This is a genomic window from Dietzia sp. IN118 (assembly GCF_032905965.1).
GTDB classification, from domain to species: domain Bacteria; phylum Actinomycetota; class Actinomycetes; order Mycobacteriales; family Mycobacteriaceae; genus Dietzia; species Dietzia kunjamensis.
Genome location: NZ_JAUMSR010000001.1, coordinates 1,705,965 through 1,722,381, shown reverse-complemented (window position 1 = coordinate 1,722,381; position 16,417 = coordinate 1,705,965). Strand labels below are relative to the sequence as shown.

Below are 16,417 nucleotides of genomic sequence, written 5' to 3'. Positions count from 1 at the left end.
GTGCCGCGGTCAGACCAACCGGACCACCATCGGCGAGATCCCGGCCATCCGCACCGGCGAGATCTTCACGACGTCACCGGACTGGGGTGCCTCGACCATGCGGCCGTCGCCGAGGTACAGGGCCACGTGGCCGGGCCAGAACAGCATGTCGCCCCGCTGTCGCGTGGCCACCGGGAACTGCGGCCCGGCGGTGTACTGGTAGCCGGTGTAGTGCGGGAGCGCCTTGCCGATCCCGGCGAACGCGTAGATCATCAACCCCGAACAGTCGAAGCCGATCTTGTTGTAGTCACCGTGCCAGTCGGCGACCCCGCCGTCGCGGATGCCGCGGGTGGGCCCGTTGGCATCGCCGCCTCCCCACGCGTACGGCATCCCGAGCTGGGAGAGGGCGCGGTTGACGACGGTCTCCACGCGAGCACTGTTCGAGGGGGTCCCGGCATTCCCGCCCAGGCCGGCGCCCGGCCCGGGCGCCGCCGGCCCCTGGGCGATCGAGCCGAAGCCGGCCCGACTGATCGCGTCGGCGACCTGCTGCACGATCGCCTCGGTGTCACCGTTGATGCCGGCGTCGACCGCCGCGCCCACGCTGCCGGCGTCGATGGTCCCCCCGATGGCGCGGGTCGCCTCGTCCGAGGAGCCCCCGGCGAACTGCCGGACCGCACCCAGGTCGAGATGCGACGGGAGCGCGGAGGCGATGTCGGCCGCCTGCTCCCCGGCCTCCGGCTGGCCCGCGAGGACACTGAGGGCCTCCGCGCGCATCGCTTCTGCGTCGACCGCGTCCGCGGCGTCGACCCGTGGCCCCGCCGGGGTGGCACCCGACTCCGCGAGGGCGGCGCGGTGCTCGTCCAGTTCACGGGTCAGCGCGACGACCCGGTCCTCCAGAGCGGTGACGTCGCCCGCGACCCTGGAGACCTCCGCCTCGGCGGAGGCCCGACGCTCGGCGGCGTCCGAGTAACGCTGCTCGGCGGAGTCGCGGGCGGCCACTGCCTCGGACTCGCGCCGGGCGGCCTCATCGGCGGCCGCCACCATCTCCCCCACCACGGGGCGCTGGTCGGCCGCGGCTCGCTGGAGATACTCCTGGCGCAACCCGGCATCCGCCGGCCCGCCGGGATCGAGGATCGCCGACGCCGCGCCCGGTGCGGTTCCCTGCCGGTGCAACAGCCGTGAATAGTCGTCGAGGGTGCCGCGCGCGGACTCGACGCCGAACTCCGCCTGCTCGCGTTCGGCGGAGGTGCGGTCTGCCTCGGCGACGGCCCGGTCGAGTTCGATCCGGGCCATCTGGAGGTCGACCAGGCTCTTATTGACGCCCTCCCGGCTGACCGCGATCTCCTCGCGGGTCTGGTCCAGTCGGGCGCTGGCATCGGCGACGGCACGGATAAGGTCGGAGATGTCGCCGGGCGCGACCGCGGTGACCTGCTGGGCTCCGGCCACCGGCGCCTGCACCGCACCGGCGGCTGTTCCCAGGACCAGCACCGCGGCCAGTGCCGCCCGCCCGGGTGCCCTTCCGGGATACCTGCGTGTGCGCGCCCCTCGGGCACGGTTCGACGAATGGTCAGGCTCCACGTTTCACCTTCCGCTGACCGCACCGGGGTGCGGCTGACCGCGCGACCCGCACGGCGGGACGCGAGACCGAGGCGGTGTCGGCGGCCGGTGATGCCTTCCCCTGCGCCACTGGAGCCTCAACACGACTCGGTAGAACCTAGTGTTCCTTTAGCACCGTAGGTCACAGGGAACACATGTGAAACATCGGTCGGCAAAATACACTGCTGTAACTTGCATAACAGCAGGACTGACGGCGTGTCGCGAACTGGACACCGCTGTCGGAAAAGCGACGTTTCGGCGTCTTCTCAGCGTGAGCGACGTCGCAGGACGATCGCGAAGGCGACGAGCGCGAGCACGGTGACCACGATCGCGGCCGCGGTCAGGGCGCCCCATGGCGGAGCGGGGGCGGTGACCTTGTGGGCGAAGACCGCGGCGGAGGCCACCGGGTCGAACTCCTCCCAGGCGTCGTCCTGTCCGGCCTCGAGTCGGTGGCGCGGGATCGAGTCGCTGGAGCTACCGATGAACACCGGGGTGCGCACGAGGATCGTGCCGTCGTACTCCTCGCCCAGGAACGCCGCGAGGTCACGGGCGTCCGTGTAGACGGTCGCCGGCGCCTCGGTGTAGACCACTTTCAGGTCCAGGCCGCGATCACCGGCCTCGTCCACCACGGTCCGGAGGCCCTCGACGAACCGTGCAGGTGCGGAGACCCCGTCGTCGGCGAGGTCGGCGACCACGGCCTGGTAGTCCAACCAGGGCGGGACCTCGTCCTCCCGTAACGACATGATCGGCTCGGCCGCATACGCGAGCACCGTCACGGGATCGGAGGGAGTGTCCACGTGCGACATGGTGCCATCTCTCCGTCGTCGCCCACGAACCCACGCGCCGCTCGTCGGCGATAACCGCAGTCGCGTGCCCACGTTCGGGCGTGCCGGGGGCTATACAGGACGGGCGTACTGGTAAATTGGCGGCCGAAGACGGATCACAGGGTCCACAATGGATGCTGTGTCCGCCCCGGCGCCGCCGCCCGAGACAGACGCGGTGACACCGGGAGGGATGACGAACCGACATTCGCACCACGAGTGGAGCTGACGTGACAGCAAGCATTGATAGTTTCGGCGCCAAGGGGACCCTTGAGGTCGGCGACGAGACCTACGACATCTACCGCCTGTCGGCGGTTCCGGGGGCCGAGAAGCTCCCTTACTCGCTCAAGGTCCTCACCGAGAACCTCCTGCGCACGGAGGACGGCAAGAACGTCACCAAGGCGCACATCGAGGCCCTGGCGAGCTGGGACCCCAGTGCCGAGCCCGACACCGAGATCCAGTTCACGCCGGCCCGCGTGATCATGCAGGACTTCACCGGCGTGCCCTGCATCGTCGACCTCGCCACCATGCGTGAGGCCGTCGAGAAGCTCGGTGGAGACCCGGACAAGGTCAACCCCCTCGCCCCCGCCGAGATGGTCATCGACCACTCGGTGATCATCGAGTCCTTCGGTCAGGCCAGCTCGTTCGAGAAGAACGTGGAGATCGAGTACGAGCGCAACGAGGAGCGGTACCAGTTCCTGCGCTGGGGTCAGGGCGCGTTCGACGACTTCAAGGTCGTCCCCCCGGGCACCGGCATCGTCCACCAGGTCAACATCGAGTACCTGGCGCGCACGGTGATGGTCCGCAACGGCCAGGCCTACCCCGACACCTGTGTCGGTACCGACTCGCACACCACCATGGAGAACGGTCTCGGCGTCCTCGGCTGGGGCGTCGGCGGCATCGAGGCCGAGGCCGCGATGCTCGGTCAGCCGATCTCCATGCTCATCCCCCGCGTCGTGGGCTTCAAGCTCACCGGTGCGATCAAGCCGGGCGTCACCGCCACCGACGTGGTGCTGACGATCACCGAGATGCTGCGCAAGCACGGCGTCGTCGGCAAGTTCGTCGAGTTCTACGGCGCCGGTGTCGCGGCCGTGCCGCTGGCCAACCGCGCCACTATCGGCAACATGAGCCCGGAGTTCGGCTCCACCTGCGCCATGTTCCCGATCGACGGCGAGACCATCGATTACCTGCGCCTGACCGGCCGCGATGAGGAGCAGCTCGCCCTCGTCGAGGCCTACGCCAAGGAGCAGGGCATGTGGCTCCACCCGGACTCCGAGGAGCCCGTCTTCTCCGAGTACCTGGAGCTGGACCTCGGGGACGTCGTCCCGTCGATCGCCGGCCCGAAGCGTCCCCAGGACCGCATCGAGCTCTCCGATTCCAAGAGCGCGTTCCGCAAGGACATCCACAACTACGTGGACGGCGAGGCCAAGCCGCTCGGTGACACCGAGAAGGGCCGGATGCAGTCCGAGGGCGGAGCCCCGTCGGACAACGCCGGCAAGGTGACCCTCGCCCATGCCGAGGAAGGCGCGGTCCGCGCCGACGCGTCCACGCGTTCCGAGGGCCGCCCGTCGAAGCCGGTCGAGGTCAAGGTCGGCGACACGGAGATGGTGCTGGACCACGGCATCGTGTCCATCGCGTCGATCACCTCGTGCACCAACACCTCCAACCCGTCGGTGATGATCGGCGCCGGGCTCGTCGCCCGCAAGGCGCACGAGAAGGGCCTCACGGCCAAGCCGTGGGTCAAGACCTCCATGGCCCCGGGCTCGCAGGTCGTCACCGAGTACTACGAGCGTGCCGGTCTCTGGCCCGACCTGGAGGCCCTCGGCTTCCACCTCGTCGGCTACGGCTGCACCACCTGCATCGGCAACTCCGGTCCGCTGCCGGAGGAGATCTCCGCCGCGATCCAGGAGAACGACCTCACCGCGACCGCCGTCCTGTCCGGCAACCGGAACTTCGAGGGTCGGATCAACCAGGACGTCAAGATGAACTACCTGGCGTCCCCGCCGCTGGTCATCGCCTACGCGATCGCAGGCTCGATGGACTTCGACTTCGAGAATGACTCGCTGGGCAAGGACAAGGAGGGCAACGACGTCTTCCTCAAGGACATCTGGCCCACCTCCGAGGAGATCGAGGAGACCATCAAGGCCTCCATCTCGTCCAACGAATACAAGTCCAAGTACGCCGACGTGTTCGCCGGAGACGAGCGCTGGCGCGGTCTCAGCACCCCGGACGGCAAGACCTTCGAGTGGGACCAGAAGTCGACCTACGTTCGCAAGGCCCCGTACTTCGAGGGCATGGAGATGGAGCCGGAGCCGGTCACCGACATCAAGGGCGCCCGCGTCCTGGCCAAGCTCGGCGACTCGGTCACCACCGACCACATCTCGCCGGCGTCGACCATCAAGCCCGGTACCCCGGCGGCGCAGTACCTCGACGCCAACGGCGTGGAGCGCAAGGACTACAACTCCTTCGGCTCCCGCCGCGGCAACCACGAGGTCATGATCCGTGGCACGTTCGCCAACATCCGGCTGCAGAACCAGCTGCTGGACGGCGTGACGGGCGGTTACACCCGGGACTTCACCCAGGAGGGTGCGCCGCAGGCGTTCATCTACGACGCCGCACAGAACTACGCCGAGCAGAACACCCCGCTCGTCGTACTCGGCGGCAAGGAGTACGGCACCGGCTCCTCGCGTGACTGGGCCGCCAAGGGCACGCGCCTGCTCGGCGTCCGCGCCGTGATCACCGAGTCGTTCGAGCGCATCCACCGCTCCAACCTCATCGGCATGGGCGTCATCCCGCTGCAGTTCCCCGAGGGCGAGTCCCACGAGACCCTCGGGCTCGACGGCACGGAGACCTTCGACATCTCCGGCATCGAGGAGCTGAACAACGGCACCACGCCCAAGACGGTCAAGGTCACCGCCACCAAGGAGGACGGCCAGGTCGTCGAGTTCGACGCCAAGGTGCGCATCGACACCCCCGGCGAGGCGGACTACTACCGCAACGGCGGCATCCTGCAGTACGTCCTGCGGAACATGATCAAGGGCTGATCGGCCTCCCACATCAACGGCGGTGCGCGGTTTCCCCTGCTCAGGCAAGGTGACTGCGCACCGCCGCGGTGTTTCCGAAGGAAGGTAGCGAGATGCCCAGGGTCAGTCAGGACCACATGGACGCCCGGCGACACCAGATCCTGTCAGGCGCACGTGAGTGCTTCGCCGAGTACGGGTTCGAGGGCGCCACGGTGCGTCGTCTGGAAGAGGCCACCGGACTGAGCCGCGGTGCCATCTTCCACCACTTCGACGACAAGGACGCGCTCTTCCTCGCACTCGCGCACGACGACGCGGCGGCGATGGCCGCCACCGTGGCCGCGCAGGGTCTGGTCCAGGTGATGCGGGAGATCCTCGCCGACCCCCAGGAGTTCTCCTGGCTCGGGACGCGTCTGGAGATCGCCCGGCGGATCCGCACCGACCCGGAGTTCCGGGAACGGTGGACGGACCGACAGGCGGAGGTCGACGCGGCGGTCGTGGCCCGCCTCCGCGAACAGAAGGCGTCCGGACGGATGCGCACCGACATCCCCGCGGACGTGCTGCGTGTGTACCTCGACATCGTGCTCGATGGCCTCATCACTCACCTGGCGACGGGTCGCGGCACCGAGCATGTCAGCGAGATGCTCGACCTCGTCGAGGCGTCCCTGCGGACCGGGCAGGGGTGACCCGGAGCCGGTCTCCCGCCGGGCCTGCCGCCTCCGCCGCCTCCGCCGCCTCCGCCGCCTCCGCAGGTTCCCGCCGAGAAGAGGAAAACGCGCGTATCGGTCGAGTGAGCGTGCACGAGATCCTCTTCTCGGCGGGGCCACGGGAACGGCGCGTACGTTGGTCGCATGTCCACACCTGACACGCAGATCCCCCAGCTCACCCTGAACGACGGCCGCTCGATCCCCCAGGTCGGGTTCGGCACCTTCCAGGTCCCGCCCGCCGACACCGAGAAGGTCGTCACCGACGCGATCGAAGCCGGTTACCGCCACCTCGACACCGCTCAGATGTACGGCAACGAGGAGGGCGTGGGCCGGGCCGTCGCGGCGTCCGGCATCCCGCGCGACGAGTTCTGGATCACCACCAAACTCAACAACACCTTCCACGAGCGCACCGCCGCCCGTGAGGCCACCGAGCGCTCGCTCGAGGCCCTGGGCGGGCGCATCGACCTCTACCTCGTGCACTGGCCACTGGCGATGCACAACGACGTCGCCACCGTGTGGGAGACGATGGAGGAGATCCGCTCCGACCTGGCCGTCGACTCGATCGGCGTCTCCAACTTCACCGCGGCGAACCTCGCGCGACTGGCGGAGGCCGGCCTGAGCACCCCGACGGTCGACCAGATCGAGTCCAACCCGTACTTCGTCAACGACGACCTGCGCGCGGCGTGCGTCGAACGGGGCATCGCTGTGGAGGCATGGAGCCCGCTGGCCCAGGGCGCGGTCTTCGGTGACCCCCAGTTGCAGGCGCTCGCCGAGCAGGTCGGGCGCACGGTGTCCCAGGTCGTGCTCCGGTGGGTGCTGCAGCGGGGCGACATCGTCTTCCCCAAGTCCTCGAGCCCGGCCCGCATGCGCGAGAACCTCGAGGTGTTCGACTTCGAGCTGTCGGACGAGCAGATGGCTTCCATCACCGCGCTGCACAACGGCACCCGTTCGGGCCTGGACCCGGACACCTTCGACTGGCGCGGCTGACCCCACCGCCTGACCCCACAGCCAGACCCCGGCTCCCGACCCCGTCGCCCAACCCCGTCGACAAGACAGTTCCGCACACGTTTGCCGAGAGGTAGGTGTGCGGAACGCTCTTTTCGACGGCGCGACGGGCCGCAAGCGCCCTAGAGTCGGTCCATGACCACCACCGCGGACACGGGCGGGGAGCCCGGCGCGGGCGGGGCTCCCCGCGGCGCGCCGGGCCGGACAGTGACCGACCGGTCCACCACGGCTCCGGTCCTCGCCTCGTACGCGGCGGGCAGCCTCGGCACGGGTGCGTTCGGCACCCTGCCCGGTTTGGTGCTGGCGTACTACCTCACGGACTCGATCGGGGTGGCGGCGGCCGTCGCGACGGTGCTCGTGCTGGTGCCCAAGGTCATCGACGTCCTGGCCTACCCGCTCATCGGCGCGATCTCGGACAGGGCGTCCCACCGCAGCGGCTATCGCACGGGCCTGATGCTGTTCGGGGCGCTGGCCCTGCCGCTGCTGTTTGTGGCGACCTTCTCGGCGCCGCCCGGCTGGAGCACGGGCGCGGCCGGGGTGTGGGTGATGGGCTTCTTCCTCCTGGCCTCGATCGCGTATTCGTGCTTCCCAGGTGCCGTATCTGGCACTGCCGGCCGAGCTCACCGATGACGCCGCCGCCCGAGTGACGCTGCTGGCGTGGCGGGTGGCCGTTCTCGCCGGGGCGATCCTGCTCACCGGGGGCGGGGGCCCGGCGCTGCGCGACGCCGCCGGCGGCGGGCCCACCGGATACGTGGTGATGGCCGTCGGGGTCGCCGCGCTGATGCTCATGGGCATGCTGTGGTCGACGTTCGTGGCGGGCCGCAGCACGATCACGCGGGCCGACGCGCCGGCCGGTGGGCTCGCGCACGAGTATCGCGACGGACTCGACGCGCTGCGGGTCACGCGGCCGTTCCGGCTGCTCGTCGCGGTGTTCTGTCTGCAGGCTGTCGCGACGGCCGTGATGCTCGCGGGCGGCCAGTACGTGGCGACCTACGTGCTGGGTGACGAGACCGCTCTGACCGGGCTCTTCCTCGCACTGGTGGGCCCTGCGCTACTCGTGATGCCGCTGTGGACCCGTCTCGCGCACGCCCGCGGGAAGGTGCCGGCGCTGGCCGCGGCCACGGCGCTGTTCACGGCGGCGACCCTGCTGCTCATCCCGGCCGGCTTCTCCCCCGGCGCGTGGGTGCACCTCCCGGTGGCGCTGGCTGGTGTCGCGTACGCGGGCATGCAGGCTCTACCGATGTCGATGCTGCCCGACTGCACCGACCTGGATCGCTCGTTGGGGGGACGACGACGAAGTGGGGCGATGAGCGGCCTGTGGACGGCGGCGGAGACCGGCGCGATGGCCCTGGGCCCGGTCGTCGTGCTCGCCCTGTTGGCATTCGGTGGTTTCCGCTCCGGCGGGGTGTCCGATCAGCCCGGGACGGCGCAGTGGGCCATCGTCCTCGCGTTCTCCCTGGTCCCCGCGCTCCTCGCCGGCGCTAGCCTGCTGCTGATCCGGACTCTCGGCCGGTCCTATCCCCGATGGACGGAGCGAACATGACCCCCGATCCCCTCGCCCTGGAGATCACCGATCGCGGGGAACACGCGCTGGCCCGCCTCGCCGCGATGCGGGCGCAGGACCCGCCGACCACCGGGGGCCGGGTCCTGTCGTACGTCTACGATTCCGGGCTCGCCGAACTCGACGAACTGGCGACCCGCGCGGCTCGTCTCGCCCATGGTGTCAACGGCCTCGACCCCACGGTGTACTCCTCGGTCGCCCGGATCCACGGCGGCATAGTCGACCGTGTGCGCGACATTCTCCGTGGACGGTCCGCGGGCGCGGGTGGCGAGGGCGGCGACGGGCTCGGTGGCGACATCTACGGGAACGTCACGTCCGGTGGCACCGAGAGCTGCATGCTCGCCTGCCTCGCCGCCCGCGAGGTCTCCGGTCGACAGCCGGGCGACGGTGGAACGATCGTCGCGCCGGTGACGGTGCACGCGGCGTTCCGCAAGGCCGCGCACCTGCTGGGCCTGAGGTTCGTCGGCGTCGAGGTCGATCCCGGGACGGGGCGGGTGACCGCCGCCGAGCTCCTCGCGGCGGTCGATGGGGACACGGTGCTGGTGGTGTGTTCGGCGCCCGCCTACCCGAACGGCGTGATCGACCCCGTGGCCGAGGTCGCCGCCGGGCTCGAGGCCGTGCACGATCCGCGCATCGGGTTGCACGTCGACGCCTGTCTCGGCGGCCTAGTGCTGCCGTTCTGGCCCGGTCCGGACCCCGCCGGTCCGGACGCCACCGAGCCGAACCCGATGCCGCTCTGGGACCTCCGTGTCGCGCGGGTCACCAGCATCTCGGCGGACGTACACAAGTACGGTTTCGCACCCAAGGGCACGTCGGTGCTGCTCAGCCGGGGCCGCGAACGCCACCGGGCGGCATGGTTCGCCACCGTCGACTGGCCCGGTTACCCGGTGGTCAACCCGACGCTCGCCGGATCCAAACCGCTCGAACCCGCCGCGGCGGCGTGGACGGTGCTCGAGGCGCTCGGCGACGGCGGGCAGCGTGAACTGGTCGCCCGGACCGCCCGGGCGACCGATCGGTTGGTCGACGGGTTGTCCGGCATCGAGGGGCTACGAGTCCTCGACCGCGATCCCGGCCCACTGCTGGCGGTCGTCGCCGACGAGTCCGCCGGAGACGGCCGGCGCGTTCACCCGCACCTCTGGGCGGATGCCTGCGCCCGGAGGGGCATCGCCGTCCAGGCGCAGCCCGCCTACCGCCAGAAGCGAGGGACCTTGTCGTCGTCGTCCCACCTCACCATCACCCCGGTGACCGAACGGCTCGTCGAGGAGATCCTCCGCGTGGCGTTTGAGGCCGCAGACGAGGTCCGCGGGCAGCCTGATCCAGTTCCTCCAACGGGGTTCGCCGACGTGCTCGACGCGCTCGAGACAGGGGCCCTCTCCCCCGCCGACCTGCTCGCCCTGTCGGAGGACGAGGTCCATGCGCTCGTGGGTGGCGTCCTCGCCGACGACGAGGCCGGGGCCGAGGGTGGCGGCGATGCGGGGATGGCGCCGCTCCTCGCGGCGATCGAGCGGCTGCCCGCCGGCGTGGGTGCCCGCCTGGTCCGCGCCTACCTCGCGGCGGTGATGGAGGGCTGAACGCGAACCGCCCCCCGACTCGAGATCGGGGGGCGCGGTCCGCATACGGGGCGATGCCTCAGACGAGGACCGCGACCGCGACGTTGACGATGCCCAGGACACCGGCGACGTGGGTCAGGGTCGCGGTGCTGCCCTGGGCCTTGGCCTCCTTGCGGACGCCGATGATCGCGACGACGAGGATGACGATCGCCACCAGCAGTTTGATACCGATCTTCATGTGGTTGAGGTCAGCGTCCTGCATCTCGCGCAGGCCCACGAGCAGCAGTCCGGTCACCACCTGGAGGATCGCGCCGTGCAGGATGCCCTTCGCCATGTAAGGCGCCTTGATGGTGGCGAGCCAGCCACCGATGATCCCGGCGAGACCGATGAAGTGCAGGATGAGGATGATCTGGATGACAGTGTCCATAAGGCGTATTGTCTCAGGTCAAGGCGGAATCACCGCAGGTAAGGGTCTCCTGTGTGACGCCCGACTCGGTCGGCCTGGATGCTGCGTGTGACGCACCCCGACGGGCGGCGCCGCTAGTTGGTCTCGTGGCTCGAATGCGGCAGGACGACCACGGGGCAGTGCGCGTGCGCCACGACGTGCTGACTGACCGAGCCGAGCAGCATCCCGGCGAACCCGCCTCGTCCGCGGCTACCGATCACCACGAGCCGGGCGTCTCCGGATGCCGCGATCAACGCTTCGGCCGCGTGGCCCTGCAGGACGGCCGGCTTGTACGAGGCGTCGTCCCCCAGGGCGTTGCGCACCGCGTCCGCGAGCATCTCGCGCGCGCTGCCCTCCAGCTCGGAAGAGTCTTCCCAACCGGCCATGGCATAGGGACCGTAGATAGGCGGCAACTGATACGCGGTCAGGGCGATCAGCGGCGCGTCGAGCGCGGTCGCGTACTCGGCCGCCCACTTCAGGGCCCGTAGCGAATCCGGTCCGCCGTCGACTCCGACGACTACTGGCCTGGTGTCCATGAGCTGTCCTCCTCCGGCGAGATGCCGACGGTGCCCCGGACTGTCGTGCACCGACGACACCTTCCACCGTAGACCTGCCGGAGAGGTCCCGTGAGGTTACGCGAGTTCGACGGTCACATGCGCGAACGTCCGCGTGCCCTCGCTGCGCTGGGTTACGCGAGTTCGACGATCTCCATGTACTCCTGGCTCCATAGGTCCTCCGTGCCGTCCGGCAGGATGATGACCCGCTCCGGCTCCAACGCTTCGACGGCGCCGGGGTCGTGCGTGACCAGCACGACCGCACCCTCATACGTCCGTAGAGCGTCGAGGACCTGCTCGCGCGAGATCGGGTCCAGGTTGTTCGTGGGCTCGTCGAGCAGGAGGACGTTGGCTGCCGAGGACACCAGCCCGGCCAGCGCCAGACGCGTGCGCTCACCACCGGAGAGCGTGCCTGTCGGCTGCTCGAGTTGGGGGCCGGTGAACATGAACGCCCCCAGCAGGCTGCGCAGCTCCTGCTCCCCCGCGTCCGGCGCGGCGTGGCGGATGTTCTCCCACACGCTGGCGTCCATGTCCAGGGTGTCGTGCTCCTGGGCGAAGTAGCCGATCTTGAGCCCGTGCCCGGAGACGACGCCGCCCTCGCCATCGGTGCGTTCCACACCGGCGAGCAGCTTGAGCAGCGTCGTCTTGCCGGCACCGTTGTAGCCCAGCACCACCACGCGGCTGCCCTTGTCGATCGCCAGGTCCACCCCGGCGAACACCTCGAGCGAGCCGTACATCTTGGTCAGGCCCTTGGCGAACAGCGGAGTCTTGCCACAGGCCGCGGGAGTGGGGAACTTGATCCGTGCTGCTTTGTCGGCCACGCGGACCTCGTCGAGATTGTCGATCATGGCGTCGGCACGCCGGATCATCTGCTTGGCGGCGGCCGCCTTGGTGGCCTTGGCGCCCAGCTTGGCGGCCTGCATCTTGAGCTGCGAGGCCTTCTTCTCCGCATTCGCCTTCTCACGTCGGCGCCGGGCCTCGTCCGTGGCGCGGGCGTCGAGGTACTTCTTCCACCCCATGTTGTAGGCGTCGATCTCCCCGCGCACGGCGTCGAGGAACCACACCTTGTTCACCACGGCCTCGAGCAGCTCGACATCGTGGGAGATGATGATCAGCCCGCCCTCGTGCTTCTCGAGGAACTGGCGCAGCCAGGTGATGGAGTCGGCGTCGAGGTGGTTGGTGGGCTCGTCGAGCAGCAGCATGGTCTGCGACTTGCCGGCACCGTCGGAGGCGGCGAACAGGATCCGCGCCAGCTCCACGCGGCGGCGCTGACCGCCGGACAGGGTGCCCAGATTCTGGGTGAGGATCCGGTCCTCCAGCCCCAGGCTGTTGCAGATGCGGGCGGCCTCGCTCTCGGCCTCGTAACCGCCGCGGGCGGAGAACTCGTCCTCGAGGCGCCCGTACTTACGCACGGCCTTGTCCATGGCCTTGTCGTCCGGGGCGGAGACCATCTGCTCCTGGGCAGCGGTCATGTCGGCCATGATCACGTCCAGCCCGCGGGCGGAGAGGACCCGGCTGCGCGCGAGCTGGTTCATGTTGCCCTCACGCGGGTCCTGCGGCAGATATCCCAGGTCACCGGTCCGAACGACCTTCCCGGCGTAGGGTTCACCTTCGCCGGCGAGGATCCTCATCGTCGTCGTCTTACCCGCGCCGTTCCGTCCCACCAGGCCGATCCGGTCGCCGGGCTGGACCCGCAGCGAGGACCCGTCCATGTGGAGCAGGGTGCGCACGCCGGCGCGCACCTCAAGGTCGTCGATGGTGATCACGTGCGCGGGTACCTCGCTGTAGCGTTCGGGGAAGAGTCGGCGGCCCGCCCGCTGACGAGTCCGGGCCGACCTGCCACTCTACCTGCGGCGCGAGTGCGCCGACGAGTCCGGTGACGTGGGTCTCCGCGACCAGAGAGCGTGCGCCGAGTTCGCCATCCGGCGGATTCTCTTGCCGCGCGTCGGTCGCTGCGACCTGTGGGCGGCCTGACTGGCGTACGTCGGATGAGGTCGGCGCCTTGGCGGCGTCGCGTCCTGCTGGCCGCGGCCCGTCCGCTGTGTGCAGCCGCTCCTGGCCCTGGCGTCTCGCTTCTGCAGATGTCCACGACAGCCCTCCTCGCCCCTCACGATGGCGTCTCGCCTGCGCATCGGGGCAGGCCAGACGCCATCGTGAGGGGCGACTGCAAGAGCCTGGCCACCCCGCCCGGCCTGCCTTCAACCCGCGCTGCGCCCGTACAGGTTCTGCACGCTGCGGCCGATCGGACCGTGGTCGTCCGAGAGCAGCGTGTCGGTGAGTGCCCCGTGGCCGGGCCCGCCGATCGTCTCCGAATCCAGGCGCACCCAGCCGGGCTCGGGCTCGCGGTGCAGGGAGACCACCAGGTCGCAGTTGATCGTCGGGTGGTCGACCGGGTCGGTGGCCAGGGAGACGCCGCTCGCGGAGTCGGCCACCACCACGGTGTGCTGCCACCCGGTCATCCGCTCCCCGGCGACCAGGTCGACCCGCGCCCGCCCCCACGCCCGGGCCGGACCCAGTTCGTCCCCGCCGCCGGATTCGTAGGAGAAGTCGACCACCGAGAGGTACCCGCCGGCGTGGGCGAAACTCATCATGGGATCGCGCTCGCGCTTCTCGGGCACCGGCGGCGCCGCGTGATCGCCCACCACGGGATAGTCCGCGGACGTGCGCCGCATCAGCCAGCCGCGCGCGACCAACGTCGACCGGCCGCCCACGGACGCGGTCGCCTCGAGCAGCTCCACGCTGCGCCCGGGTCGGATCGTGCGCACCTCGATGTCCAGGGGCGCCACCGGCACGGGGCCCAGGACGTCGACGGACACCCTCGCCAGTCTCATGTCCGGGGCGGAGTCGGAGCCGGAGCCGGCCCGTTCCATGGCCCGCACCAGCAGCGCGCTCGGCGGGCCGGCGTGCTGGGCCTCGGCGGACCACGGCCCGGCGGTGAGTGCCGTGGACTCGAAGCGGGCCTCGTCGACCTGCTGGTAGAACGCGTCGGACATGGGTCCCCTCTCGTGCGGGCGGTAGTGTCGATCCTGATGAATGCTACGGGTGGCGGTCTGTACGACGTCGCTGTCGTCGGGCTCGGTCCCGCCGGCCGCGCGCTCGCCTCCCGCTGTGCCGCAGCCGGTCTCACCGTGTTGGCGCTGGACCCGCGCCCGGATGCGCCGTGGCGCCAGACCCTCTCGGTGTGGGCCGACCAGATCCCCCCGTGGCTCCGGCCCGAGGCGTGCGGGGTGGACGTGCTCGCCCACACCGTGCCGGCCGCCGCCCTGTACGCGCCCGACAGAGCCGTGCTGCGCCGTGAGTACGCCGTGCTGGACAACGAGGCCCTGCGCCGCGCGCTTCCGCTCGGCCCCGGCGTCACCGTCGAACTCGCGGAGGTCGACGACACAGGGGTCCAGGCCCTGACCGCTCGCGCGCACCGCGTGGTGGACTGCCGCGGCGCCGGCGGCCGGCTCAACCGGGGCCCCCTCCAGACGGCCTACGGGATCGTCGTGGACGCGGCCGATGCGGCGCCGGCGCTGTGCGGGGAGAACGCCCTGTTCATGGACTGGCGGACCGACTATGTCCGCGGCCGGAACGACGACGACAGCGACGACGACGAGGTCGGGCCCAGCTTCCTGTACGCGATCCCCGTGGGACCGGACCGGGTACTGCTGGAGGAGACGTGTCTGGCGGGCCTGCCCGCTCCGGATCCCGCCGTCCTGGCGAGCCGGCTCCGCTCGAGACTGGCGGGCCGGGGGGTGTCCCCCGCGGCGATCGCGTCGCCGCTGTCCGTCGAGCGCGTACGGATCCCGCTCCTGCCCCGCGCCGAGCTAACGGAGGACCCGCGGGTCGAGGCGTTCGGCACCGCCGGTGGCCACGGGCACGCGGCGACGGGGTACTCGGTGGCGGCGATGTTGGCGGCGGTGCCGGCGGCGGTGCACGCGATCGAGGCGGGATACCCGTTGCCGACACCGCGGTCGCCGCTGAGCACGGCCCTCCACGGTGTCGGACTGCGCGTCCTCCTGCGGGCTGATGAGCGCACCCTGCGGGCGCTGTTCAACGCCTTCGGTCGACTCGACGGTCGCCGTCAGCGCTGGTTCCTCGACGCCGCCAGCCCCTCCTACCAGGTGGCCGCCGCCATGTGGGGCATGTGGATCTCCATGCCCGTCCGTGGCAAGGCCGGGATGGCCGCGGCGGTGCTGCGCCCGTCGGCTCGTACGTCGGGCGGGGGTGTACCGATCACCTCAGCCGGAACGCGGACGGTACCCGTCGAAGGTGAGTGACAGGCCGCCCGGACGCCGCGAGAGGTGGAACATGGTCGACAGCGCCACGGCCGCGACGGCCACGGCCACGAGTTCGAAGGTCTCCTCGATGTACATCAGGACGAGATAGGGCGTCGACATGCCGGCGTCCGCGCGATGGACGAGACCGGTCAGGCTCTCGATGACGATCGCGCCGGTCAGGAAGACCACGGCCGAGAGGATCAGTGCGAGAACCCCCCGACGCTTCAGCGCCAACACGAGGCGGATCAGCAGCGCTCCGACGACCAGCGCGATGATCGCGCCGGGGATCACCCAGTTGTAGAAGGTGTCGAACGGCAGGTACGGGGCCATCCTGTCCCCCACCACGAACAATCGCTCGTGCAGGGCGGAGGCCTCGTCCACCGAGGCGGTGACGCCGACCGCGGCGAAGAGCCACCACGACTTCCGGAACCTGTCGGCGGTGAGAGCGGCGAGGGCGGCGAAGATACCGACGAGGAGCCAGATCGTCGAGGCGAACCACACCGCGATGTTGCCCTCGGCGCCGATGTCGAAGGCCGTCCACAGGAGGTTCCAGGTGTGCCAGGGCTGGTCGCTGCCCGTGCGGTGGACCATGAGGAGCAGGAAGCCGGACAGCGGCGCGAGCAGGATCGACGGGGGCAGCACCACCCACGCGGTCGCCTTGGTGAGACTCATCGTCCGGGCCCGGGCCCGGTCCTGAGAACCGGCCGCGGCGTCCGCCGCGCCGCGGTCCTCATCCGACGGGGTGTCGATCGGGCCACCGGAGGGTCCGCCGACCGGACGGTCTGACGGTCGGTCAGCGGGGCGAGACATGTATTCAGCGTAAACGGCCGGTGAACGGAACAGCCAATCAGGTCGTCTGGCCCCCAGCCGGAAGAACGACCCGGACACGAAGAGCGCCCGCCCCCTCTCGAGGGGGC

14 protein-coding genes are annotated in these 16,417 nt (G+C 70.4%); 7 read left to right on the top strand and 7 right to left on the bottom strand.

Annotation, left to right across the window (positions count from 1 at the left end):
• Positions 1-9: 9 nt before the first annotated feature.
• A complete protein-coding gene (locus tag Q2K20_RS08365) occupies positions 10-1,467 on the bottom strand; it encodes an NlpC/P60 family protein (protein ID WP_269504011.1) in 1,458 nt (485 codons plus the stop codon).
• Positions 1,468-1,841: 374 nt separating this feature from the next.
• A complete protein-coding gene (locus Q2K20_RS08360) occupies positions 1,842-2,381 on the bottom strand; it encodes a DUF6676 family protein (protein ID WP_268092088.1) in 540 nt (179 codons plus the stop codon).
• Positions 2,382-2,626: 245 nt separating this feature from the next.
• On the opposite strand from Q2K20_RS08360, the gene Q2K20_RS08355 reads away from it, so the two are divergent.
• The 6 genes from Q2K20_RS08355 to Q2K20_RS08330 all read left to right on the top strand — a co-directional run bounded on the left by Q2K20_RS08355 (position 2,627) and on the right by Q2K20_RS08330 (position 10,260).
• Positions 2,627-5,440 carry an aconitate hydratase gene (locus Q2K20_RS08355; RefSeq protein ID WP_067714358.1) on the top strand — a complete coding sequence of 938 codons (2,814 nt, stop codon included), beginning with the start codon at positions 2,627-2,629 and terminating at the stop codon, positions 5,438-5,440.
• A 92-nt stretch (positions 5,441-5,532) separates the two neighbouring features.
• The gene (locus tag Q2K20_RS08350) at positions 5,533-6,102 is read left to right on the top strand and encodes a TetR/AcrR family transcriptional regulator (protein ID WP_067714355.1); all 570 of its coding nucleotides are present in this window, start codon (positions 5,533-5,535) and stop codon (positions 6,100-6,102) included.
• Positions 6,103-6,267: 165 nt separating this feature from the next.
• Entirely contained in the window at positions 6,268-7,110 is an 843-nt protein-coding gene (locus Q2K20_RS08345; RefSeq protein WP_269504015.1) for an aldo/keto reductase, read from the top strand.
• A gap of 153 nt (positions 7,111-7,263) precedes the next feature.
• Complete coding sequence (locus Q2K20_RS08340) at positions 7,264-7,758, top strand: MFS transporter (protein WP_283464595.1); 495 nt, start codon at positions 7,264-7,266, stop codon at positions 7,756-7,758.
• Positions 7,721-8,671, top strand: a complete 951-nt coding sequence (locus tag Q2K20_RS08335; protein ID WP_313798183.1) for an MFS transporter — start codon at positions 7,721-7,723, stop codon at positions 8,669-8,671. Before Q2K20_RS08340 ends, Q2K20_RS08335 begins: the two co-directional genes overlap by 38 nt.
• Positions 8,668-10,260 carry a pyridoxal phosphate-dependent decarboxylase family protein gene (locus Q2K20_RS08330; RefSeq protein WP_317176765.1) on the top strand — a complete coding sequence of 531 codons (1,593 nt, stop codon included), beginning with the start codon at positions 8,668-8,670 and terminating at the stop codon, positions 10,258-10,260. Before Q2K20_RS08335 ends, Q2K20_RS08330 begins: the two co-directional genes overlap by 4 nt.
• Positions 10,261-10,318: 58 nt before the next feature.
• On the opposite strand, the gene Q2K20_RS08325 is transcribed toward Q2K20_RS08330, so the two are convergent.
• The 4 genes from Q2K20_RS08325 to Q2K20_RS08310 form a co-directional block, all read right to left on the bottom strand.
• Complete coding sequence (locus tag Q2K20_RS08325) at positions 10,319-10,666, bottom strand: hypothetical protein (RefSeq protein ID WP_069390489.1); 348 nt, start codon at positions 10,664-10,666, stop codon at positions 10,319-10,321.
• Positions 10,667-10,779: 113 nt separating this feature from the next.
• Complete coding sequence (locus Q2K20_RS08320) at positions 10,780-11,220, bottom strand: universal stress protein (RefSeq protein ID WP_269504020.1); 441 nt, start codon at positions 11,218-11,220, stop codon at positions 10,780-10,782.
• A gap of 152 nt (positions 11,221-11,372) precedes the next feature.
• Entirely contained in the window at positions 11,373-13,004 is a 1,632-nt protein-coding gene (locus Q2K20_RS08315) for an ABC-F family ATP-binding cassette domain-containing protein (protein ID WP_069390491.1), read from the bottom strand.
• A gap of 432 nt (positions 13,005-13,436) precedes the next feature.
• A complete protein-coding gene (locus tag Q2K20_RS08310) occupies positions 13,437-14,231 on the bottom strand; it encodes a thioesterase family protein (protein WP_163375789.1) in 795 nt (264 codons plus the stop codon).
• A 36-nt stretch (positions 14,232-14,267) separates the two neighbouring features.
• Here Q2K20_RS08310 and Q2K20_RS08305 point away from each other — a divergent pair, with 36 nt between their 5' ends.
• Complete coding sequence (locus Q2K20_RS08305; protein ID WP_269504022.1) at positions 14,268-15,500, top strand: lycopene cyclase family protein; 1,233 nt, start codon at positions 14,268-14,270, stop codon at positions 15,498-15,500.
• Here the strand turns inward: Q2K20_RS08305 and Q2K20_RS08300 are convergent.
• Entirely contained in the window at positions 15,462-16,310 is an 849-nt protein-coding gene (locus Q2K20_RS08300) for a hypothetical protein (protein ID WP_240341290.1), read from the bottom strand. The two genes, Q2K20_RS08305 and Q2K20_RS08300, sit on opposite strands and share 39 nt — an antisense overlap.
• Between the last annotated feature and the right edge of the window lie 107 nt (positions 16,311-16,417).

Coding starts and splice junctions, on each gene's coding strand:
- Q2K20_RS08360 (WP_268092088.1), bottom strand. CDS start 2,381: ATGTCGCACGTGGACACTCCCTCCGATCCCGTGACGGTGCTCGCGTAT.
- Q2K20_RS08350 (WP_067714355.1), top strand. CDS start 5,533: ATGCCCAGGGTCAGTCAGGACCACATGGACGCCCGGCGACACCAGATC.
- Q2K20_RS08345 (WP_269504015.1), top strand. CDS start 6,268: ATGTCCACACCTGACACGCAGATCCCCCAGCTCACCCTGAACGACGGC.
- Q2K20_RS08340 (WP_283464595.1), top strand. CDS start 7,264: ATGACCACCACCGCGGACACGGGCGGGGAGCCCGGCGCGGGCGGGGCT.
- Q2K20_RS08330 (WP_317176765.1), top strand. CDS start 8,668: ATGACCCCCGATCCCCTCGCCCTGGAGATCACCGATCGCGGGGAACAC.
- Q2K20_RS08325 (WP_069390489.1), bottom strand. CDS start 10,666: ATGGACACTGTCATCCAGATCATCCTCATCCTGCACTTCATCGGTCTC.
- Q2K20_RS08320 (WP_269504020.1), bottom strand. CDS start 11,220: ATGGACACCAGGCCAGTAGTCGTCGGAGTCGACGGCGGACCGGATTCG.
- Q2K20_RS08310 (WP_163375789.1), bottom strand. CDS start 14,231: ATGTCCGACGCGTTCTACCAGCAGGTCGACGAGGCCCGCTTCGAGTCC.
- Q2K20_RS08305 (WP_269504022.1), top strand. CDS start 14,268: ATGAATGCTACGGGTGGCGGTCTGTACGACGTCGCTGTCGTCGGGCTC.
- Q2K20_RS08300 (WP_240341290.1), bottom strand. CDS start 16,310: ATGTCTCGCCCCGCTGACCGACCGTCAGACCGTCCGGTCGGCGGACCC.